This is a genomic window from Maribacter sp. X9, from assembly GCF_048537565.1.
Classification (GTDB): Bacteria; Bacteroidota; Bacteroidia; order Flavobacteriales; family Flavobacteriaceae; genus Maribacter.
Genome location: NZ_CP183215.1, coordinates 2,857,035 through 2,880,271 on the forward strand (window position 1 = coordinate 2,857,035; position 23,237 = coordinate 2,880,271).

20 protein-coding genes and 1 tRNA gene are annotated in these 23,237 nt (G+C 37.5%); 9 read left to right on the forward strand and 12 right to left on the reverse strand.

Annotation, left to right across the window (positions count from 1 at the left end):
- The first annotated feature begins 1 nt into the window (after position 1).
- Both xylA and ACNR9Q_RS12100 read left to right on the forward strand, forming a co-directional pair.
- Complete coding sequence (gene xylA, locus ACNR9Q_RS12095; RefSeq protein ID WP_419211478.1) at positions 2-1,318, forward strand: xylose isomerase; 1,317 nt, start codon at positions 2-4, stop codon at positions 1,316-1,318.
- A gap of 64 nt (positions 1,319-1,382) precedes the next feature.
- Positions 1,383-2,399: a LacI family DNA-binding transcriptional regulator gene (locus ACNR9Q_RS12100; protein ID WP_419211479.1), complete on the forward strand. Its 1,017-nt coding sequence runs from the start codon at positions 1,383-1,385 to the stop codon at positions 2,397-2,399.
- Position 2,400: 1 nt separating this feature from the next.
- Here ACNR9Q_RS12100 and ACNR9Q_RS12105 read toward each other — a convergent pair whose 3' ends face one another.
- Positions 2,401-3,774 carry a Gfo/Idh/MocA family protein gene (locus ACNR9Q_RS12105; RefSeq protein ID WP_419211480.1) on the reverse strand — a complete coding sequence of 458 codons (1,374 nt, stop codon included), beginning with the start codon at positions 3,772-3,774 and terminating at the stop codon, positions 2,401-2,403.
- 129 nt (positions 3,775-3,903) lie between these two features.
- Between ACNR9Q_RS12105 and ACNR9Q_RS12110 the strand changes: the two genes are divergently transcribed.
- The 4 genes from ACNR9Q_RS12110 (at position 3,904) to ACNR9Q_RS12125 (ending at position 8,684) form a co-directional block, all read left to right on the forward strand.
- Positions 3,904-5,277, forward strand: coding sequence for a sialate O-acetylesterase (locus ACNR9Q_RS12110; protein ID WP_419211481.1), 1,374 nt, complete (start codon positions 3,904-3,906; stop codon positions 5,275-5,277).
- Positions 5,278-5,405: 128 nt separating this feature from the next.
- A complete protein-coding gene (locus ACNR9Q_RS12115; RefSeq protein WP_419211482.1) occupies positions 5,406-7,127 on the forward strand; it encodes a GMC family oxidoreductase in 1,722 nt (573 codons plus the stop codon).
- A gap of 3 nt (positions 7,128-7,130) precedes the next feature.
- Entirely contained in the window at positions 7,131-7,853 is a 723-nt protein-coding gene (locus ACNR9Q_RS12120; protein ID WP_419211483.1) for a gluconate 2-dehydrogenase subunit 3 family protein, read from the forward strand.
- Positions 7,854-7,865: 12 nt separating this feature from the next.
- Positions 7,866-8,684 (forward strand): sugar phosphate isomerase/epimerase family protein, encoded by an 819-nt coding sequence (locus tag ACNR9Q_RS12125; RefSeq protein WP_419211484.1) that lies wholly within the window; start codon positions 7,866-7,868, stop codon positions 8,682-8,684.
- Positions 8,685-8,733: 49 nt separating this feature from the next.
- Here ACNR9Q_RS12125 and ACNR9Q_RS12130 read toward each other — a convergent pair whose 3' ends face one another.
- Positions 8,734-9,858 carry a glycoside hydrolase family 130 protein gene (locus ACNR9Q_RS12130; RefSeq protein ID WP_419211485.1) on the reverse strand — a complete coding sequence of 375 codons (1,125 nt, stop codon included), beginning with the start codon at positions 9,856-9,858 and terminating at the stop codon, positions 8,734-8,736.
- A gap of 116 nt (positions 9,859-9,974) precedes the next feature.
- On the opposite strand from ACNR9Q_RS12130, the gene ACNR9Q_RS12135 reads away from it, so the two are divergent.
- The 3 genes from ACNR9Q_RS12135 to ACNR9Q_RS12145 all read left to right on the forward strand — a co-directional run bounded on the left by ACNR9Q_RS12135 (position 9,975) and on the right by ACNR9Q_RS12145 (position 11,851).
- Positions 9,975-10,718, forward strand: a complete 744-nt coding sequence (locus ACNR9Q_RS12135; protein WP_419211486.1) for a M15 family metallopeptidase — start codon at positions 9,975-9,977, stop codon at positions 10,716-10,718.
- A 15-nt stretch (positions 10,719-10,733) separates the two neighbouring features.
- Positions 10,734-11,645 (forward strand): alpha/beta hydrolase, encoded by a 912-nt coding sequence (locus ACNR9Q_RS12140; protein WP_419211487.1) that lies wholly within the window; start codon positions 10,734-10,736, stop codon positions 11,643-11,645.
- A 132-nt stretch (positions 11,646-11,777) separates the two neighbouring features.
- A tRNA-Pro gene (locus tag ACNR9Q_RS12145) sits at positions 11,778-11,851 on the forward strand.
- 560 nt (positions 11,852-12,411) lie between these two features.
- On the opposite strand, the gene ACNR9Q_RS12150 is transcribed toward ACNR9Q_RS12145, so the two are convergent.
- From ACNR9Q_RS12150 to ACNR9Q_RS12195, 10 genes are all read right to left on the reverse strand, one after another.
- Positions 12,412-13,266, reverse strand: a complete 855-nt coding sequence (locus ACNR9Q_RS12150; protein WP_419211488.1) for a DUF4249 domain-containing protein — start codon at positions 13,264-13,266, stop codon at positions 12,412-12,414.
- Positions 13,267-13,270: 4 nt separating this feature from the next.
- Positions 13,271-15,880 carry a TonB-dependent receptor gene (locus ACNR9Q_RS12155; protein WP_419214277.1) on the reverse strand — a complete coding sequence of 870 codons (2,610 nt, stop codon included), beginning with the start codon at positions 15,878-15,880 and terminating at the stop codon, positions 13,271-13,273.
- A 95-nt stretch (positions 15,881-15,975) separates the two neighbouring features.
- Positions 15,976-16,818: a FecR family protein gene (locus ACNR9Q_RS12160; protein ID WP_419211489.1), complete on the reverse strand. Its 843-nt coding sequence runs from the start codon at positions 16,816-16,818 to the stop codon at positions 15,976-15,978.
- A gap of 405 nt (positions 16,819-17,223) precedes the next feature.
- Positions 17,224-17,688 (reverse strand): hypothetical protein, encoded by a 465-nt coding sequence (locus ACNR9Q_RS12165; RefSeq protein ID WP_419211490.1) that lies wholly within the window; start codon positions 17,686-17,688, stop codon positions 17,224-17,226.
- A 51-nt stretch (positions 17,689-17,739) separates the two neighbouring features.
- Positions 17,740-18,273 (reverse strand): RNA polymerase sigma factor, encoded by a 534-nt coding sequence (locus ACNR9Q_RS12170; protein ID WP_419211491.1) that lies wholly within the window; start codon positions 18,271-18,273, stop codon positions 17,740-17,742.
- Between the two features lie 356 nt (positions 18,274-18,629).
- Positions 18,630-19,535: a helix-turn-helix domain-containing protein gene (locus ACNR9Q_RS12175; protein ID WP_419211492.1), complete on the reverse strand. Its 906-nt coding sequence runs from the start codon at positions 19,533-19,535 to the stop codon at positions 18,630-18,632.
- A gap of 39 nt (positions 19,536-19,574) precedes the next feature.
- Positions 19,575-20,408, reverse strand: a complete 834-nt coding sequence (locus ACNR9Q_RS12180) for an SDR family NAD(P)-dependent oxidoreductase (RefSeq protein WP_419211493.1) — start codon at positions 20,406-20,408, stop codon at positions 19,575-19,577.
- A gap of 214 nt (positions 20,409-20,622) precedes the next feature.
- Positions 20,623-21,537, reverse strand: a complete 915-nt coding sequence (locus ACNR9Q_RS12185; protein WP_419211494.1) for a helix-turn-helix domain-containing protein — start codon at positions 21,535-21,537, stop codon at positions 20,623-20,625.
- 33 nt (positions 21,538-21,570) lie between these two features.
- Positions 21,571-22,308 carry an SDR family oxidoreductase gene (locus ACNR9Q_RS12190; RefSeq protein ID WP_419211495.1) on the reverse strand — a complete coding sequence of 246 codons (738 nt, stop codon included), beginning with the start codon at positions 22,306-22,308 and terminating at the stop codon, positions 21,571-21,573.
- A 10-nt stretch (positions 22,309-22,318) separates the two neighbouring features.
- Positions 22,319-23,221, reverse strand: a complete 903-nt coding sequence (locus ACNR9Q_RS12195) for an NAD(P)H-binding protein (RefSeq protein ID WP_419211496.1) — start codon at positions 23,219-23,221, stop codon at positions 22,319-22,321.
- Positions 23,222-23,237 lie beyond the last annotated feature (16 nt).

Consider the following 23,237-nt stretch of genomic DNA (forward strand, 5'->3'; position numbering starts at 1 on the left):
AATGGCAAGTAAGGAATATTTTAAAGGAATAGGTAACATTCAATTTGAAGGTAAGGAATCTGACAATCCCCTAGCGTTCAAGTATTACAATCCAGATCAAGTGGTAGCGGGCAAAACCATGAAAGAACACTTTAAGTTCGCCATTGCCTACTGGCATACCTTCTGTGGACAAGGTGCTGATCCATTTGGCCCTGGTACGCAAAGTTTTGAGTGGGACAAAGCTTCTGACCCCATACAAGCTGCCAAGGATAAAGCAGACGCCGCTTTTGAGTTCATCGGGAAAATGGGATTCGATTATTTCTGCTTCCATGATTTTGACCTTATTCAAGAAGCATCAACTTTTGCAGAATCTGAAAAGAGACTTTCGACCATCGTCGATTACCTGAAGGAGAAGAAAAAGGAAAGTGGTATCAAATTACTTTGGGGAACGGCGAACTGTTTCTCCAATCCAAGATACATGAACGGTGCGGCTACCAATCCAGATTTTAATGTGTTGGCCAGAGCTGGCGGACAGATAAAATTGGCTTTGGACGCTACCATGGCTTTAGATGGTGAAAATTATGTGTTCTGGGGTGGCCGAGAAGGGTATATGTCCCTTTTGAATACCGATATGGGACGCGAATTGGACCACATGGGGCAATTTTTGACCATGGCGCGTGATTATGCCCGTGCCCAAGGGTTTAAGGGAAATTTCTTCATTGAACCCAAACCTATGGAGCCCATGAAACATCAGTACGACTTTGATTGTGCTACCGCTATAGGGTTCTTAAAGGAATACGGTTTGGAGAATGATTTCAAAATGAACATTGAAGTAAACCACGCTACCTTGGCGCAACACACGTTCCAACACGAAATCGCCGTGGCTGCCAAAGCAGGAATGTTAGGTAGTTTGGATGCCAATAGAGGTGATTATCAAAATGGATGGGATACCGATCAGTTTCCAAATAATGTACAGGAAACTACCGAAGCGATGCTGGTATTCTTGGCTGCGGGAGGATTACAGGGCGGTGGTATCAATTTTGATGCGAAGATCAGAAGAAACAGTACGGATCTTGATGATGTCTTCCATGCACATATTGGTGGTGCCGATACCTTTGCCAGGGCTTTGATTACTGCTGATAAAATCATGACGTCTTCTTCTTACAATTCGTTACGTGAAAAAAGATACAGTTCTTTTGATAGCGGAAAAGGTAAAGATTTTGAAGCCGGTAAATTAGAGATGAAAGACCTTTATAATATTGCCATGGAAAATGGTGAGCTTGAATTACAGAGTGGTAAACAAGAGTTGTTCGAGAATATCATCAATCAGTATATCTAGAATAGTGTAGAAAGTTGTTAAAAAGGTCTTGGAATGTTTTCAAGACCTTTTTAAGTTTATATGTATGAAAAAGATAACCTTAAAGGATATTGCAAAACATTTCAACGTTTCGATTTCAACGGTGTCAAAAGCGGTTAATGACAGCCATGAAATAAGTGCTGAGTTAAAAGTAAAAATCCAGGAGTATGCCAAAGAAAAACACTACAAACCGAATAGGTTAGCGCTTAATTTATTGAACAGGAGAACAAATACTATCGGCGTAGTGGTTCCCAATATCCTAAATTATTTCTTTGTACAGGTACTGTACGGTATCGAGAAAATAGCTAATGAAAATGGATATAATATCATTAGCTGTATCAGTGACGAATCTTTTGCCAAAGAAAGTAAAACCTTGGAATTCTTTGATTCTGGAACCGTTGACGGCCTTATTATTTCCTTGGCGGAAGAAACCCAAAATGAAAATAAATTGGATGCCTTGACAGGTATTATCAACAATGACATTCCTGTAGTGCTTTTTGATCGGGTTTCTGATTTACTGGAATGTGATAAAGTAGTGGTCGATGATTTTGAGGCAGGTTACAAGACAACCAAACATCTGATCAATATTGGTTGTGCTACTATTGCAGTAGTGAATCCTATTGGTAGTTCTAGCGTGGGTAAATTAAGAATGGAAGGATATAAGAAAGCGTTGGAGGAGTATGAGATTCCATTTGACACTAAATTGCTCATCACTCTCTCTCCAAAAGATGATATAGACCTGCTAATGTCCTTTTTGCTCAATTACAAAAACATAGAAGGTATTATAGGATTTGACGAAATAACCGCTGTGAAGGTATTGGAAATTGTAAAGGCCCGAGGGTACAATGTCCCCAATGATATTTCTATTATTGGTTTTACAAACGGACAGTTATCTAAATACGTCACTCCCTCCTTGACGATGGTTAGTCAACATGGTAAATACATAGGAGAACTTACCGCAAAATTACTGATCAATAGAATTAAAACTCCTGGTCTGCCGTTCGAAACAAAAACCGTAAAAACCAGTTTACTGGTTCGTGATTCTACTAAAAAATTGCAGTGATCTATACGGTATCTGGGTGTGGGTGCACCCAATCCCCTCGATACTCCCGCGTCAATAAGGCTGTGGCTTCGGGGTCGTTTATCACCGTTCTAGAGACAGGGTCATAGACCAATGGCCGTTTTAAATCCATTGAAAGATTGGCCAAGATGCAACTAGCAGTTGAAATATGACCTTGTTCAATATCGGCGATGGGCCTGGTATTGTTTTCTATGGCTTTTAGAAAATCGATCATATGTCCACGCGTGGCAGGAGCGGCGTGTAGTTCAATGTCCTTTTCCGTTACGTCTTCCGGATATTTTTCTCGTTCGTAGACCACATCAAAACGAAGCGTTTCCCCACCATCTACCGGAACAAATTCAGCCTTCATTACATCTCCTTTTAGGACCCCTTTCTCTCCATAAATCTTAAAGGCCCATGGATATTCTGGGTCAGCAGGATTTCCCCACGTACGATGTTGCCAAATGCAATTAAAATCTTCAAATTCAAAAACTGCAGTTTGGGTATCTGAAATATTGGATTCCCCTCCTTTTTGAACATAAATACCACCTTCTGAACTTATTTTTTTAGGCCATCCCAAATCCAACATCCAACGAGCGGTATCTAACATATGAACGCACATGTCTCCGGTAATGCCATTACTATATTCTCTAAACGTGCGCCACCAACGCTTATGTGGGAGTCCGTCGTAAGCACGCATGGGGGCGGGGCCTGTCCACATTTCATAATCAAAAAAATCGGGCACGGATTCTTCGGGAGGATTCCCGTTGGCACGCATGTGATAGTAACAGCATAGTTCTACATGCCCCACCTTTCCTAAAAGTCCTTGGTCCACGATTTGTTTTTTAGCCGTTATTAAATGTGGAGTACTTTTTCGCTGTGTACCCACTTGCACTATAAGGTCATATTTTCGGGCAGCCGCGACCATGGCTTCCCCCTCCATTACATCGATACTGATGGGTTTTTGAACATAGACATGTGCGCCGCTTTTTAAGGCGTCTATACACGTAAGGGCGTGCCAATGGTCAGGAGTGCCGATAAGCACAATATCAAAATCGTGGCTTTTTAGCATTGTTCTATAATCGGAGTACAGTTGAGGTTTTTTTTTGCTTTTTTGTCGTTGCGACACAATGAGGGCGGTATTTTCCAAATTGTGATCATCCACATCGCACAAAGCGGTCACTTCAACATTGGCCACTTGGATCAGTCTATATAAATCACTACTCCCATACCATCCTGTACCGATTAACGCTACTTTTTTAGGCTTTTCATCTTTAAAAAAAATCATTCCATAAGTAGGGAGTGAGGCTAAAAAGAGTGCGGCGGAAGACCCTTTGATAAAATTTCTTCTTTTTAATTTCACATACTTTTCATTCATGATGAGTGGTTATTTTGCCAGTAAGGTAGTAAATGAATTTTATTTATAAAATAGCTCTATGAAATAAAGATTCCATAAAATTTATGTTATTAATAGTTATATTTAGCATCCTTTTAATGGATACTTACCATGAAACGATTTCTTTTACTTGTCCTTGCTTTAGCTTTTAGCACTATTGCCGAAGCGGAAATCACCCTGCCTCATATATTCTCTAATGACATGGTACTGCAGCGAGAAACAGCTGTGCTATTGTATGGCTGGGCAGGACCTAATGAGGAGTTTAGCATTTATACAAGTTGGAACGATACTACGGTGAACGTTAAGACGGGCAATGATGCCAAATGGCAAATTCAAGTCGATACTCCAAATGCTGGCGGACCTTTTATAATAAAATTTAAGGGAGAAGAAAACGAGATTATTCTTGATAATGTACTGATCGGTGAAGTTTGGTTGTGTTCCGGACAAAGTAATATGGAATGGAGCGCCAATAGTGGTATCGATAACAAAGAAGCGGAAATAGCCAACGCAGATTACCCGAACATACGCCTGTTCACGGTTCAAAAAAGAACATCGGACTATCCTCAGGAGGATGTTTCCGGTACTTGGCAAGTATGTTCATCAGAAACGATGCCTGATTTTAGTGCCGTGGCCTATTTTTTCGCCAGAAAAATCCAAAAAGAATTAGGGATCCCAATTGGTTTGATTGATTCCTCATGGGGAGCATCCTGTGCTGAAGTTTGGACACCAGAGAATGTTTTTGAACAGCATCCTGAGTTGGTGGAAGCTCACGAATTGGTAAAGCCAAATCCGTGGGTGACCGTTGAACGTTCTACGCTTTATAATGCGATGATAAATCCTTTGACCAAGTTTAAAATTGGCGGAGTGCTTTGGTATCAAGGGGAATCCAATACGGTCAATGCCGAAAGTTATCAAGACTTATTTACCGAAATGATTACCTCTTGGAGAAATAAATGGCAAATTAACTTTCCGTTTTACTATGTGCAAATTGCCCCGTATACATACGGAAGAGAATTTGAAGGAGGCGTATTGCGGGATCAACAGCGTAGAACTTTACAATTAGAAAATACAGGAATGGCCATGACGAGTGATATTTGTACGGTAGAAGATATTCATCCGCAAAATAAACAGGATGTTGGACTTCGGTTGGCGAACATTGCTTTAAAGCAACATTTTAAAACCTTGGATACGGAAGTGTACGGACCTCTTTTCAAATCTTCGAAAGTAAATGGAAAAGAGATGGAGGTTGCCTTTTCGAATTCGAATGGATTAAAGTTTAAAGGGAAAAAACCTGAGGGCTTTGAAATTTCAAATGAAAAAGGTGAGTGGTTTCCAGCTAATGCAAAAATTAAGAACGATAAAGTGGTGGTAAGTTGCACAGACGTGAAAAATCCAGTTGCTGTGCGCTATGCTTGGAAAAGTACTGTAATAGGAAACGTGTTCAACGGTGTTGGTTTACCAGCTTCTACATTTACCAGTGAATGAATAAGTTAAATAGTTAACGCTTGGCTATTGAAAATTAACGTACATCCAATCACTGAAGTTATTCAGCTAAAAACACCTTGTTTTTTTTAATTAATAATTAAATTGTAAGCTTTAATAAATTTTAAATTATGCAAATAAAAGAATCCTCTGAAATCTATGATGTCATTATTGTTGGTTCTGGCGCTGGCGGTGGCATGGCCACCAAACAGTTGGCAGATGCCGGTTTAAATGTTGCCGTTGTAGAGGCGGGTCCGTTTTTTGATCCCGCTGATCCGGTAACTCGAACCCAATTAAAATGGCCTTATGATTCACCACGTAGGGGAGCGGGTACGGATCGTGCGTTCGGAGAATGGGATATGTCATGGGGCGATTGGGAAGTAGATGGAGAGCCTTATACGCATGCCGAAGGTACTGAGTTTAAGTGGTGGCGTGCAAGAATGTTAGGAGGACGAACCAACCACTGGGGCCGTATATCATTACGTTTCGGACCAAAAGATTTTAAAGGAAAAACACGTGATGGGCATGGAGATGACTGGCCTATTGGTTATGAAGACGTGAAGCCCTATTACGATAAATTGGATAAGTTGATCGGTGTTTTTGGAACTAAAGAAGGTAGGGAAAATGATCCTGACGGATTCTTTCTTCCTCCTCCAAAGCCACGTCTGCATGAATTATTTTATATAAAAGGAGCAAAAAAATCGAATATTCCTGTTATACCAGGAAGGCTTTCCATGGTGACCAAAAGAATCAACAACGACCGAGGGGTCTGCTTTTATTGTGGGCAGTGTGGCCGTTCGTGTTCTATTTATGCAGATTTCTCTGCCGGTAGTTGTTTAATCTTTCCGGCACAAAAGAGTGGCGGAAAGGTCAAGATTTTTGTAAACTCTATGGTTCGAGAAGTAACTACCAATGCAGAAGGAAAAGCAACAGGTGTTTCCTATATCAGTAAAGATGACAGGAAAGAATATCATCTCAAAGCAAAAGTTGTAGTTCTGGCAGCATCAGCCTGTAGTACAGCCCGTATTCTCTTGAATTCTAAGAGTAAACAACATCCTAACGGACTAGGAAATAGTAGCAACGTTGTTGGGAAATACTTGCATGATTCTACAGGAGCAAGTGCTTCCGGTATCATCCCCGATTTAATGAATAGGAAAGTTTCCTATAATGAAGATGGAGTAGGAGGTATGCATGTGTATTCACCTTGGTGGGGAGATAATTCAAAACTTAACTTTCCTCGAGGATATCACATTGAAGTTTGGGGTGGTATGGGCCAACCTAATTATGGTTTCGGTTTCGACCCTAACGGAATGAACAAATACTTCGGACTGAAATCTGGGGGTTATGGAGATAGTTTGCGTGACGATGTTAAGAAATACTATGGTTCAGTAATTGGTTTTGGGGGTCGTGGTGAAGCTATTGCATTTAAAGACAACTATTGTGAAATTGATCCGACAACGGTAGATCAATTTGGTATCCCGGTATTAAAATTCAATTACAAGCATTCTGAGTTTGAGATTAATCAGGCAAAACATATGCAGGACACGTTTGAAGAATTGATCCACAATATGGGTGGTATTCCGCTAGGGGATAAGCCAGGTAAAGATCAAGACTATGGCCTGTTAGCTCCAGGTCAAATCATACATGAAGTAGGAACAACACGTATGGGCAATGACCCAAAAACTTCCGTCACCAATAAGTTCCAGCAATTGCATGATGTAGATAACGTCTTTATCGTAGATGCAGGGGTATTTGTTTCTCAAGCCGATAAGAACTGTACTTGGACGATTATGGCGCTTTCATGGAGGGCATCAGATTATATCATTGAACAATTAAAGGCACAAAATATTTAGAAGATGGATAGAAGAAAGAGTTTACAAACCTTAATACTCGGTGGTGCTGCGGCCGGTTCTGGTCTAGTATTCAATGCTTGTAATACAGAAAACAAGGAAGCAGTTGATCAAGCCATCGCAACGAGTAGTGATCATTATTTCGGGAGAACCCCAAAGGAATTGGAGCGTATTGAAAAATTGAAGGCAGAGCAATTGTTCAACGAGCACGAGATGGAAACTATTGCCGCACTAAGCGTAGTGATTCTTCCTCCTAAAGAACCGCATGGGGGGCCTATCGAGGCCGGCGTACCTGATTTGGTGGAGTTCATGGGTAAAGATATTCCCGAAATGGCACCCACACTTCTAGGAGGCTTAATGTGGTTGGACCATAAAAGCAATACGGAATTTGGAACCGAATTCAAGTCAGCCACTTTAGAACAGAAAAAACAAATTTGTGATGAAATTTGTTATCATGATATAGAGGTTCCATTGGAGGAACAACCATTAGGTATTCAGTTTTTCTATTTGATGAGAGGCCTTACCGTCACCGGATATTATACTTCAAAAGTGGGTATTGCAGATTTAGGGTATAAAGGTAACCAACCCAATGTTTGGGACGGGGTACCACAAGATGTTCTAGATCAGCATGGGGTAGCTTATGATCCCGCATGGATAGCGAAATGCGTCAATCAGAGTAAAAGAAATATCATGGCAGAATGGGATGATGAAGGAAATCTATTGACGTAAACAACAACCTTCATGAAGAAATTGATCTTTAATTTTATATTAATTGGAAGTTGTGCATTCGCTAATGCTCAAGAAGTTGGTTTGCAATTGTATAGTCTGCGAAATCAATTTAAACAGAACGTTCCCAATACATTGGGATTGATTCATGAGTGGGGTATCTCTAAGATAGAAGGCGGTGACACCTATGGGATGTCTAAAGAGTCTTTCAAAGAACTTCTCGCTGAAAATGACCTAGATGTCGTAAGTGTTGGTGCAAGTTTCGAAGACCTTGAATCTGACGTAACTACAGTCATCTCCAATGCAAAAGCATTTGGAGCTAAATATGTAATGTGTGCCTGGGTTCCTCATGATGCTAATAAATGGGATTTGGAAGAAACCCAACATGCTACCGAGGTTTTCAATAAAGCCGGAAAAATTTTAAATCAAAACGGACTTACCTTAGCCTATCACCCGCATGGGTACGAATTCAGGCCTTATAAAAATGGTACGTTATTCGATTATATGGCTGATAATGCCATGGATTTTAAATTTGAACTCGATGTGTTCTGGGCTCAACATGGTGGTGAAGATCCCCTAGCATTAATGAAAAAGTATCCTAAAAAGTTTGTATTGCTACATTTGAAGGATATGGAAAAAGGTATTAAAGGAAATGATACCGGTCATGAAGAAGATGATACCAACGTGGTTTTGGGAACTGGGCAAATCGATATTGCCGGCGTTGTTGCCGAAGCAAAAAAATTAGGTATTGAATATATGTTCATAGAAGACGAATCTTCGAATGTGGTTTCACAAGTACCTTTGAGCTTGGAATATTTAGACCAGCTCGATTAAACCTATTGATAATAATAAGAACCTCCTTTTTCATATGAAAAAGGAGGTTTTATTTCTTTACTGCCAGGCCTACCATAGAATCTGCAGTTCCATAATACAAAAACCAATTATTTCTAAAATAGACCAACCCTTCGATAAAGGTGGTTCCAGCTTTGTACTGTCCGCTAACTTCATGTGGTAGACTCGGGCATATAAAAGGGGTTTCCAATCTCGAAATCATGATAGATGGATCATTTTTGTCAAAAAGTACTTGACCTCCACAATAAGTCCCTTCAGGATATTTCGAGGTAGCCCCTTCTCCGCTTAAATTTTTCCCATTATATAATAACAGAATACCTGCATCTGTAAATAGGGCAGGAGGCCCGGGTTCGGTCAGGTGGCTGTCAAATTCATTTAGAGACGGTTTAAAACTATGCAAGAGTTCTCCGTCTTGCGTTAATGTCGGTTCCCAATCCACCCCATTTTCTGATGTTGCGAGATTAACGAAGAGTTCACCCCAATACATAAGATATTTTCCATTTATTTTCTTGGCAATCAATCTGCCATTTACCAATTCCGTTACGATGGATCCAGATTTACTCCAAACATCCAAGAACTGTCCGCCATAGGCCTCTTCAAAAACAGGTCCGTGCTTGGTCCAATGTTTGAGGTCTGTTGAAGTAGCGCTTGAGAGGCGTGCCACATCGGTATTCCAGCTAGTATACATCATGATGTAGCTTCCTTCGGGCGTTTCAACGACCCTTGGATCTTCAATTCCACCGGGTTGATCCCATTGAGAAAACTCGTCGTTATCAGGAAAAAGCACAGGTTTGGGGTATTTGGTAAAATCGATTCCATTCGTGCTGTAGGCCAAACCAATCCGAGAAGTCCGTCCGCCTAAAATAGCATCCGGATTATCTTCAGCCCTGAACAAAAGAAAAACGGTATCATTTTTAACGATGGCTCCGGGATTAAAAACATCGGCCTTTTGCCAATTAACTTCCGTACTGGAAATAGGATCCAGAAAAGTATAGGAAGCATCGGCCCTCATGATAGGATTGACATCGGTCTTTTCAAAGCCTAAAAGCCAAGGGGAATTGGGTTTTATTTTATCTGTTTGTATAATATTCTTTGAAGTTCCGCAAGAAATCAAAAAAAGTAAACCGATTAAAAATGAGAAGAATCGTAAGTCCATAAGTTTTGGTTAAATTGCTTGGCGATTGATTAGAAAGGTAACCAATTTTGGCTTACAAAACAGGAATGATTATTTGAGGATTTAGAAATAGAAAATTGAAAGATTGAATGAATAGGATGAACCAAAGTTTAAAGAACAGTATTTTATGGGCACTATGCTCTTTGAGCATTTTTATAGCTTGTAAGGACGCGAAAAGGGAAAATACCGATGCCCAAGTTGATGAACGAAAAGTAATGCCTGTAGACACGTTGAACCAAGCTATTGAAGAGATAAAGGTTATCGAAAAAGAAGTACCACTTTTGAATTCTTTGGCAGACACTACCTTTATTCGATTGGCAGATTATAGTGATGGTTTTGCTTACGACTTGCGTTATGCTACTGAAAATAATTTTTTGAAAGCCAAGGTATACGATTGTGCGGAGTGTTACACACGGGTTAAGACTGCTAAAGCATTATTAGAGGCCAATGCCGATTTTAAAAAAAAGGGAGTGAAAATAAAATTTTATGATTGCTATAGACCCAATTCCGTTCAATATAAAATGTGGGAAATCGTTCCGAACCCTCAATATGTTGCCAATCCTGTGAAAGGGTCCATTCACAATAAGGGTGGTGCTGTTGATATTACACTAGTGACTTTGGATGGCGAAGAACTGGATATGGGTACCGATTTTGATTTTTTCGGGAAACGGGCCTATCATGATAATTTTGATTTACCACAGGAAATTTTGGATAACCGAAAGCTATTAAAGGAGACGATGGAGAACCATGGTTTTTGGTCTATCAGAACCGAGTGGTGGCATTACAATTTAGGAGCCGCATCGAACGATAAAGTTGCCGATTTTAAGTGGGACTGCAATTAATTATAAAATAGAGATATGAAAAAAATAACATTGCTTTTGATTTTTATAGGTGGAACAACTTTTGCTCAGGACACAATAATGCCTTTATGGCCAAAGAATAAAATTCCAAACCATAAAAAAAGCACAGAGAAAGAAGAGTATAAAGAATCTGGTGGAATCTATAGATATGCCAAAGTACAAGAACCGACGATAGAAGTGTATTTACCTTCTGGGGCCAATGCCAATGGAAAGGCCATGTTAATTTTTCCTGGTGGTGGCTATGGTATTTTAGCTTACGACTGGGAGGGAACGGATATCGCTAAGTTCTTAAACAGCAAGGGCATTGCCGGTATCGTGGTTAAGTATCGATTGCCATCCGATGTAAGTCAGACCGAGAAATACAATGTCCCCCTTATCGATGCCCAAAGAGCGATGCGTTTGGTGCGTAGTAAGTCTAAAGATTGGAGTGTTGATGCCAGCAAAATAGGAATCATAGGGTTTTCGGCAGGGGGCCATTTGGCATCTACTTTAGGAACCCATTTTGATGACAGGGTCTATGAGCCTCTTGACAGGGTAGATACAGAAAGTGCACGACCCGATTTCATGGTGTTGGGCTATCCAGTAATTACAATGGATATTGCCACGCATGGCGGTTCTAAATTTAATTTGCTAGGTGAAAATCCGTCTAAGGAACTAATTGATTATTTTTCGAATGAAAAGCAGGTAACCGCTAATACGCCGCCGACTTTTTTATTCCATGCCACAGATGATGGCGGGGTGCCCGTAGAAAATAGCTTACTATTTTATAAAGCGTTGAGGGAGAAAGGTGTTTCGGTGTCTATGCACCTATTTCCAACTGGGGGGCACGGATTTTCATTGGCCCTTAAGAATCCGCATCTGCGTACTTGGACCGATTTGTTATATGGATGGATGGAGACTTTAGAATAAAAATTCAGTTTTTCTTAAAATAAGTATACATAATCTTGGTAACTTTTCTATTTTTGCAATCCGATTTTCAGGTCTGTTTATTTAATTATAGAGATTAGGAAGTAAAATCTGAAAATATTGAAATGAATTTTTCGGGGTGTAGCGCAGCCCGGTAGCGCACTCGGCTGGGGGTCGAGTGGTCGCAGGTTCAAATCCTGTCACCCCGACTTTTTAACATTTCAAAAAAATGTTATTTTAAAGGTAATTACATGCAAATCATGTAATTACCTTTTTTTATACTTCATTTTAACACAATCGACACCGTTTTAATCGTTAGTTTTCCACCTGAATCGTCAGTCAATCGTGAGCTTATTTTTTGTATTTTAGGATTGTTTTCTGCCATCCGCGGACATGTAGTTTAACTTTCGTATAGATTTTTTTGATAGAATCTCTTTTTCAGACGTACGAACCTTCAAAAGAACTTTTGATTTTGGAGAAGGAAACATTGTGGGATAAAATTATATTTATCCTCAACATAACAAATTGCCATTAATTAAAAAATGCCGTATTCATTCTTGACTTATACATATCCTCAACTTCATTTTATTTGGTAGAATAAAAGCATCTTAAATTGAAAGAAAGAGGTTCTTAAATTAAATTTTGTCATCCTTCTACAAATAAAAAAAGACCAAAACAATTAATTAGTGTTGGTCTTTTTGAAATCAAGAGTGAAGTTGTACAAACGTATTTGCTTGTATTTTTCTAATTTTAAGCATTTTATTATATTTTAATTAGTGTTCTCAGTTCTTTCTTCGTCCAAAGTATATAACAACTGGTTTGCCTCGCATAACCTGAAATAACCCAAGGCATAATCTTCATGATTACTTTGATTGATGATGTTCCCTCTAATATTTGCTGGAGGAGTGGCAAAGGGATTAGAACTCGTGGTTTCCAATACTAAATTCATATAATTATAAAACTGTTCAGAGACTCCCCGGTGTATAATCTCTATACTATTTCCCACTTCCAGATCTTCATCAGAAAAATTATTTTCCACTTCATTACCGTTGTAAAACTCATCATCAATAAGAATATACTCGGGATACTGTAAAACGCTGGCTTTAAAATCAGTCAAATAAAAATTTGTCTGGTTTTCGGGATCATCATAAAAAATAGAAACCTCAAAGTTTTCATCTCCTGAAAATCCTTCTATGTAATCTTGTTCTACGCGGTTAATTTCTGGTACGGGAATTAATGTTTCAGACGCTGTAAAAGTTTTATCCTCTACCGTTACTTGTAAGGTGTAGGTTTCGTTTAATTGAGGAAGAAAATTGTCACACACATATACGCCCATTACATCAGTTTCACTAAACGTGAATAAATCGCCACTGCTATTTTCTATATAAATTTGGGCCCCGGATACTTTTGGGGGCTCTGGATTATAATAATCTGTCATTCGACTTATTCGTATAGTTTGGACATTTCCATCTGTTCCCTTTTCCCATAAGATCTCTGCATCAATTACAATTGTGGAATCACCTGTTTCCAGATCTACATCGATAACATCTTCACAGGAGCATAAAAAAAGTAGAAAAAAAACTCCTATATATTTTAATTTTTTCAGTTTTATTATTGTTTTCATCTTTCTAAAATTTGAAATTGTACGATACACTTGGTAGTATGCCAAAGATAGATAGGCGGCGCGCTTCATTTAATCCAGTATCTTCATTGGTAGTAAAACGAATTGAAGCTGCATTCTGTCTATTATAAACATTATAAATACTAAATACCCAGGAACTTTGCCATCCCTTCTTTTTATTAGGTTTTGGGGTATATGTGGCCGCTAAATCTAAATGATGATAGGTGGGTAGGCGATTTTCATTCCGGCTTGAATAATTGGGAATATGAAGTTCACCAAGTTCATAATATCCATTCGGATACGTCACCGGTTGACCTGATTGTAATGAGAAATTAGCATTAAACGACCATTTTTTATTATAATTATAATTTGCTATAATACTGATGTCGTGCAATTTATCGTAGGGGGATAAATACCAATCTCCATTTGCTATTCCCGGTTCTTCGGGAGATCTACCCACCGTTTTTTGTTCTGCCCGGGAAAGTGTATAGGCGATCCAGCCCGTTAATTTACCTGAATTTTTTCGAAGCAATAATTCCATTCCGTACGCTCTCGCCTTCCCATTAAGAATAACCCGTTCTATGTTGTTATTCGCCAATAAATCTGCTCCTTCTACATAATCTACTCTGTTTTTAACGTCTTTATAAAAGAATTCCGTTTCGAGTGAATATGTTTTGTTATTAAAATTTCTAAAATATCCTATGGCATATTGGTCCAGCAGCTGTGGTTTTATAAATGGTCCGCTAGGGGTCCAAATGTTCATCGGTGTTGGTGATTGTGTGTTGGATAGAATGTGCAGGTACTGCGCCATCCTGTTGTAACTTGCCTTAAAGGATTGGTTATCGTTTAAAGCATATGAAAGTGCAAGGCGCGGTTCTATATTGTCGAAACTTGCAATTTTTTCTCCCTGACCATAGGTAACCGATCCTGTAGGGATTGCCTCTTCATAGATGTTATAAGTAGGATTATAGATTACGGGATTATTATTTGCATAGGTATTTATTTCCTGCCTTCCAAAACGGTAGAACATACTGTAGCGTAGACCATAGCGAAGATTCAGCTTTTCTGTAATTGTATGTTCAACATCTACATATGCTGAAGGTTCTAAAGCGTATTTTTTATCTAATTGCTGAAAATTGAACTGTGAATCTTCACTTTCAGGGTTTAAGGTGCCGGGATTGAAATTGTAATAATTGGCTGCAATACCATAGTTAAGCTTTATTTTTTCTGAGATAAATTGGTTCCAGTTGTACTTTAAACCATAACTTTTAATAGTACTATCCCAATTAAAATTTTGTTCGTTTATGCTCAAATTGAAGGTATAATCGCTATAGAATACAAATAGATTTGTATTGATATTATCGGAGAACCGATGTTTCCAACTCAGGTTCCCCATAGTATTTCCGTAAGTACTGGAAAAACTATCGCTTATATCAAATACATCATTCCCGAGGTACCCTGAAAAATGGATACTGTTATTTTCATTAAGCTTATAATTCAATTTTGTGTTAAGGTCATAGAACTTAGCAGAATTTTCATTGTCTGCCAGTTTTAGAAAAAGATGGGCATAAGATGTACGTCCGGCAACCATAAAAGATCCACTTTCTTTCTGAATAGGACCTTCTGCGGTAAGTCTACTGGAGATTAATCCAATTCCTCCGTTCATATGAAATCCATTATAATCTCCTGTCTTCTGATGTACGTCCAAAATAGAGGATACTCGGCCGCCAAATCGGGATGGGATGCCTCCTTTATATAAATCCAAATCACTAATGGCATCGGCATTAAAAACCGAGAAAAATCCAAATAAATGCGAATCACTATAGATGGGGGCACCATCTAATAAAATTAAATTCTGATCTGCTGCACCACCCCGAACATTAAAACCGGAAGAAGCTTCTCCAGAACTGGTAACTCCAGGCAGGGTTAACAGTGATTTTAAAGGATCTGCCTCTCCCATTGCTACGGGCATTTGCTTTATGTCTTTTATAGATAAACTGTTCACGCTCATCTGCGGTTTTTTAATATTAACCGCCTTGGTATTCTGAGTAATTACAACCTCGTCCAAAGCTTGACTGTTTGCAAGCATTGAGATGTTAAGATTTTTATTACTGTTGAGGGTTACATTTATGGTTTGGTTTTCAAATCCTAAATAACTAGTGATTAAAGTATAGTTCCCTTGTGTTAGCAATATTGAGAAATATCCGTTTTCATCAGATACAGCTCCTGTTGATGTTTGCTGAATGTAAATGTTAGCTCCTAAAAGTGGCTCTCCTAAATCATCTAGGATTATGCCAGATAATTTGTATTTTTCTTGATGAGTCTGAGAAAATTTTTCTTTTACGGTGATGCTGTTTCCTATGACAGTAAAATGAAAAAGGGATTTTTTATTGAGTATGGAAATAAGGTTTTTAATTTCAGTGTTATTATAGCTTATTTTTTCACTTAACTTCTGGTCTACATTGGTGGAGTTATTGTAGGCAAATTTATAGTCGGTCTGATTTTCTATTTCAGTAAATAATTGTTTCCACGTTGCTGAGTTGTCTAACGAAATTGAGATATTTTGCGAAAATATATTTAAGCTAAGCATTAGAAAGCAATACTTTATATGCTTCATAAAATTTGTATTTTTATATTCGGTTAAAATGGATATGTCTTTTTTAATCTTAGAAAGGATGTTTAGTTTAGCGGCTAGGGCATCCTTTCGCTTTTTCATTTAAATATTATTTCTTTTATGTTTTCATCTCTATAAGAATTTAGATTATATATTTCGGATAATATTTGGGTAATGTTGGATAGCTTCTCCTTTTTTCTAATACGAATTGTAACTTGTTTTTGTAGTAGTTCTTGAGGAAAGGTTACTTTATAATCGTAATTTTCTTGAATGTATGTTATAACTTCTTCTAAAGGTTTTTTATTAAAATCTTTAAATCTTTCAAAAGAGGTTATGGTCAATTGATTGGTATTATAGACAAACTTTTCGCCAGGGGACAATATCCAGTTATTGACACTATCCTTTACGTTCAGTTGTATGCTACCTTCATAAAGCTGGACACTTACAGCATCATTAACATCCTCTTTTACTGTAAATTCAGTACCTAAAACAGTAGTGGTGGTAGTTTTGCAGGAAACTTGAAATGGATGTTTCTTATCTTTTTCAACTCTAAAGAAAGCCTCTCCTTTAATCTTGATTTTTCTGTTCTTTGTAAAATTATCTGAAAATTCGAGCTGGGAATGTGGTTCAAGTTCTACCAAGGAGCCATCAGGAAGATGCACGGTCTTATCCCGATTACCTGGATTTTTAATAACATTAATATTGCTGACAATAGAAGACTCAAATGTTGAATTATTGTATACCCATAAGCTACTTATAGAGAGGAAAATAATGAGTACGGCCGCAGCAGCGTAGTTCCAGAATTTAATCGGTTTCTTTTTACGGTCAAATGTTTTCGATGAAAAATCTTGCCAAGATTTTTCAATCTTATCTTCGGACTGTATTTCAGGAGTTTCCTCCCAAGCCTCTCTTAACTTTTTTTCAGTTTCTTTATCGTCCATAATATATTTCTTAAAGCTTTTGATATTGTAAACCCTCAGCCATAAACAGCGAATGTACTATCCCTGAAATATCCCTATTTACTTCAATTGTTAACACTGTATTGCTCTCTGCGAAATCAAAATTGATTAGAGCATCCGAAATATTCTTTCTGAGTGAACTCAATAGGTAATCTGCCTGTTTTTTGGTTTTAATATTGGTTATTAATATTTCAGCTTTCATTGTTTGTATTTACATATATGACAAGTGAGAAATGAAAAGTTCCTAATCCATATTGATTTTTTTTAATATTTTTCATTTAACGAAAACTTGAGAGCTATTTCGAGTAGAATACACAATTCGGATTATAAAAAGTATCAGTTTACCAAACAGAAACTTGAACATCAAGTCTTATGAATTGAAATGGTTTATTGACGTTCAAGGGTAATAGATCCTTCACCTGTTCCTTCCGAAATATCGAAGATCATCGTATTGGCATCTATAAATGAAATATTTATTTCCTTTGTGTGCCCACCGAAGATAAGTCTATATGTGTTTTCATTTATTTTTTTCCATTCTCCTTCCAGTTTATTAGTACTTTCACAAGTTATTTCTTGTTGTACACTAGCCTCGATCATAATATCCATGTAGGTGAGTTTTCCATTTTCTTGGAATATCGCCACGGGTTTAGGATCACATAAATCTGTTAAGTCGTAAGCACTTTCTATAGTATTTCCATTAGATGGATTTTTATACTTCAAAGTAACATTAGTTTGAACCCATTTACCAACCACAGTTGTGATTTCTAGAACAGAGGTATCATCGTCATCACTACAGGAAGACAAGATTAGAAAGAAGGTCAATAGGCTAAGAAATTTCACTGCGTTTTTCATAATAAGTTTGTTTTGTGTTTACTTATATGACAAACAAGAATTGAAAAGTTCCTAAGCGTTTCCTATTTTTTTCTGTAGAAATTTATTGGCCAAGTAAATATGGTTGGCAATTGTCTTGGGGGAGAGCTGGGTAATTTCCGCTATTTCCTGATAAGAATAATTTTGTAGCTTGTGGAGTGTAAAGATTTTCCGTTGTTGGTCTGGAAGTTGGCGGAGTAAAGCCTCTAATTGACTTTTTTTTAACTCAACATCTTCATGAAAATTATAGTCATCTTCTTCTTGAAACTCACTTTTAAGGTTATTGGAATTAATAGGGATAACCTTATTTTCTCTGTCTAAATGATTTAAGATAAGGTTTTTGCAAATGACAAATAACTGCTTATCAAAAAGAACGTCTTCTTTTAGCTGATCTCTATTATTGTAGATTTTAAGAAAAGTTTCTTGTACAAAATCTTCAGGTGTCAGAAATTTAAACTCAAAGCGCTTTGCAGTAAGAATTAATTTCGAATAGTAAGATGTATAAATATCCTTAAAAGCTTTTTTATCGCCTTTCTTAAGTTTCCTTACAAGTTTTTTGTTTTCCATTTCATTGAAGGTTCTTGTGGTTCAAAACAAACAATTGGGTTATTTAGTATTAGGTTTCATATTAATTTTTTTTTGAGGATTCCTTGTATGAATTGTTTTTTTGTAATGGAAGCCAAGAAGACGAGTTCTACTAAGGCCGTTTTCTATATTTCTTTTACCAAGGGGTTAAATGAATCATAGAAGTTCTAATTCGGATTATTAACAACCCAAAAAGATCTTTTAATTTTAATATCGTTCCGAAGCTTCTCGTTCAGCTCTAAAACTGCCCTGAACTCATTGTATAACGAAAGTTTGGAGCGAAATCCTATGCTCAAATACAAAAACGTGTAAGGGATTCATGGCTTCCTATTTTTAATTCAATTAAAACTCGCCCTGAACTCCAACGGACTCATCTCGGTTTTTGTTTTAAATAATTTATGAAATGATTGCGGATATTCAAAGCCTAATGAATAGGCAATTTCGCTAACTGATAGTTTAGTTGTAGATAGTTTTTCTTTGGCTTTCTCAATCAATTTTTGTTGGATGTGCTGCTGGGCACTCTGTCCCGTTATACTGCGTAACATATCGCTTAGGTAATTGGGAGATAGGTTCAGTCTTGTAGCTAAATAGGAGACACTGGGAATGCCTTCCGTTTCTGTGAGGTTTTGATTGAAATAATTTTCTAACAAGTCTTCAAAATTTGACAAAAAACCATTATTGGCCTGTTTTCGAGTTAAGAATTGACGATGATAAAACCGATTAGAATAGTTCAGTAATAACTCTATTTGTTTTATAATAATTGAATGTGAAAATGTATCTATTGAAAATTGACTTTCTTTTGAAATATCCAATAATAATTGATTAATGGTTTTTTCTTCTTCTGTAGATAAATGTAAAGCTTCGTTTACGGAATAGGAGAAAAAACCAAATTTTCGGATATCCTTGAATAAGGAAAACCCCTGTAAAAAATCAGGATGAATGGTTAGCCAAAGACCTTCCAATTCCCAATCATCCCTTATTTCTGTAATTATCACTTGATTCGGAGCGTAAAATGTCATAATACCATCATCAAAATCAAAATGCTGCTGGCCATATCGCATTTTACCTTTAAAATTCTTTTTGATTGCTATGCAATAAAATCCGTAAGTTACCGCCTCTAATTTTTCATCATCATAACATTTAATGGTAGAAAAATCAATTAAACTAATTAACGGGTGTTTCGGTTTTGGCAACTCTAAAAGCTGATGTAATTCTCGAATTGACTGAACTGTGTGAGGTTTCATTGAAAACAAATTTACGAAAATGGAATTTACACTTCCTATTTAATCAAAATTGGTCGATAACGTCAAAGATTTCCACTTTTCAAATTCTGCATCTTCCTGCTCTCTTTTTTGGGTCACCAATTCATAAGTGTCTGGCCCTAAAAGTAAATGAAGAGGGGGCTGTTTCATTTCACTAATTTGAACTAATATTTTTGATAGTTTGTCGGGATCTCCAGGTTGTGTTCCACTAAATTCAGACCACATCTTTTCAGTTTCATCTATACCATACACTTCAATACGGTTCTTTACATAGTTGATAGAATTCATAAATTCTGTTCTAAACTGTCCCGGTGCAACTGCTGTTACCCTTATCCCGAAATTTTTCACCTCTTGCGCTAAGGCTTCGGAAATTCCGATAAGCGCAAATTTAGCTGCATTATAGCTTGCCGCTTTTTCAAAGCCAACATAACCTGCATTAGAGGAAATATTAATAATGTGCCCGCTTTTCTGTTGGCGGAAATAAGGCATTATGTTTCGAATGATATTAACGGAACCAAATAGATTAACGTCCATTGTTGCGCGGAACTCTTCATCGGTCATTTCTTCCATACTTCCCACAAGGCTATAGCCGGCATTATTGACGACTACATCGATGTGCCCCAGTTTTTCTATACTTTTGTCAATAGCTTGCTTAACTTCCTTGTCGGAAGTAATATCCAGCTTTACAGGATATAGATTCTCTTTAAATGACGTAATTTCTTTTTCAAGCGCATCTGTATTTCGACTTGTAGCAATTACTTTGTGCCCCAGTGATAACAAAAGCTTGGTTAAATAAAGCCCCAAACCTTTTGAAGTTCCTGTAACCAACCATATTTTTTGATTTTTTGTCTTCATAATTTTATTGTATTATTTATAAGGGCAAAATTGAGAAAGATGAATCTATGTAAAGTATCCAGATTACGGAATATAGTGTTGTAATTACGGATTGTTTTGTACTATAATTTTAGCGTAAGACTTATTATAGCAGTATTTATAAATTAATAAAATGTTTATAAAAAGTAAGTTCTTTAGAATTAAACCGTAATCCTTAATAAAAACGAACAATATTTCAATTAAAGGATTGCCTAAATTCCATGGGACTGACCCCACTTTTACTCTTAAACAATCGGCTAAAACTTTGTGGGTATTCAAAGCCTAATTGATAGGCTATTTCGTTTACTGTCAAGTCGGAAATTGAGAGCATTTCTTTTGCTTTTTCCACAAGCTTATTGTGTATATGGTGCTGTGCACTAAGGCCGGTAAGCGTTCTCAACATATCACTTAAATAGCTAGGGGAGATATTTAATTCTTCAGATAGCAATTGCACGGTTGGAATTCCCTGTTTCAACGCTGTAGAGTCATTAAAATAGTTGTCCAGAATTTCTTCTACTTTTTGTAATAAATCGTTGTTGACCACCCTTCGAGTTATGAATTGTCGTTTGTAAAAACGGTTACAGTAATTTAATAATAGTTCAAGTTGCGCTATCATTACATCCTGACTAAAATCATCTATCCTACTTTTTAATTCTTCGTCGATGATTTCAAAAATGGACGAGATAGTTTTTCTTTCATTTTCAGATAAATGGAGTGCTTCATTGGTGGCATAGGAAAAGAAACCATATTCCTTGATCTTTTTTGCCAATGGATAGGTTAAAAGGAAATCTGGGTGGACCAATAATAAGCTACCACTTTTGTGATTGCCACTGGGACTTTCAAATACTTGATTTGGTGAGGTAAGCACCAAGCCACCTTCTCCGAAATCATAATAGTTTTGCCCGTATTTTGCTTGCCCACAGATTCCCGTTTTATAAGAAATCTTATAGAAGTTCATGACCATCGACTTCGGAAAATCATTGGGCAGTGTTTCTAAGTCCGTTATATCAATGAAACTAATCAGCGGATGTGTAGGTTTTGGCAATCCAAACACCCGATGGAAGTCGTTTAAAGATTCAATTTTATAAAGTGTATGCTCTTCCTTTTTCATTTTCAAATTTACAAAATTCAAAAGCAATAATTTTTACCAGGGACATTCGCCAGTTACCGGATTGTGTTCCTGGCTGATAAACTTTCCTGTTGGTCCATCCGCGCCAATCGTTGCATATTTGGCAATTCGGGTCCCTGCTTCTTGAACCGTTCCGGTACCACGATGGCCATTAAAATCAGTGGCTACAAATCCAGGACAAACGGCATTCACTTTAAAGTTTGTATCCTTAAGTTCATATGCCAATGCAATGGTATACATATTCATAGCTGCTTTTGAAGGTGCATACACCGCAGATTTATGGTTATAGTATTTCCAGGTTGGGTCGCTGTGCAAGGTCAACGAGCAACCGCTCGATGATACGTTAACAATACGCGGCTGTTCTGATTTGCGCAATAAATCTACAAATGCCTGTGTGACCCTTACCACCCCATAAAAGTTTGTAGCAAATACATCTTGCAATTGGTCTATAGTTGTATGCAAAGCTTCTTGGGGCATTCCGCCATTGATACCTGCATTGTTTATAAGCACATCCAAAACTTCCGTTGTTTTACCAATTTCAATTCTGGCAGATTTTACTGAATCATCATTGGTAACATCCAATTGTATGACTTCAACATTCGTTAACCCTTCACTCTTCAGTTTTTCTAAAGCAAGATTCCCTCTTTCAATGCTACGACTACCTAAATAAACAAAATAGCCTTGATTCAATAGTTGTCGAGCTGTTTCAAATCCAATACTTTTATTGGCCCCTGTTATCAATACTTTTTTCATTTCCATTATTTTAATTATTATACGCCAAAGCAAAATCTCTAGCGAAATCGACAAATTTTACGTTGCCCAATTCTGGTTTGTTGCGATAGAAATCTTCAAATAATAAACCGGTACGTTGACTTGCCTGCATTTCTACCATCCCTTTAGCAATTTTCGGATTAACGCCCATTGACAACAGGCCCTCGAGCATTTCTTCGTCTGAAATTTCAATCCATTTTAAATTCGGTTCACCAATGGCTTGTCCCAATATTTCAGCTATCTCATTGGGAGATACTTCATCGCTTGCTATATAGCGAACTGTTCTTCCCTCAAAAGAGGATTCCATTTCTTCGGCAATTTCATCAGCGATATCCAATGGTGAAACCCAAGGTTCTTTTTTATCGCCACCATAGTTTGAGATAATCGCTCCTTTTTCTTTAATAGATTGCAAAGACCTAAATAAATTGGTGTAGAAACCGGTGGGACGCATAAACTTGATGGAAATGTCATCTGGTAGTTGTTTCAGAATATTTTCGACATCATGGTGCGCCGAAAGCGAACCATAACCTGTAGGACTGTGTGCACCAACACTACTGAGATGAACAATTTTTTTAACCCCCGAAGCCAATACTGCTTGTTTGTAATTGTTTCCTATACGATGAAAGCCGGCCAAAAAATCAACATCTTTATCAAAAATATTGCCGATGCCTTCCCATGCTTCCATGAGGTAAACGATATCTGCCACTTTAAAAGTTGTAGTTAAGAAATCGACATCTTTCATAGAGCCAATAGCTGCTCTTGCGCCTAAAGCTTCTATGTCCTGCTGTCTTTCAGCTTTGCTCGATATTACTGTGACATTATGCCCTTTTTTTATTAAAGTAGGGGTGAGGGATTTGCCGATGTTCCCCAAGGACCCTGTAAGTACTATATTCATGATCTTATTAAATTTT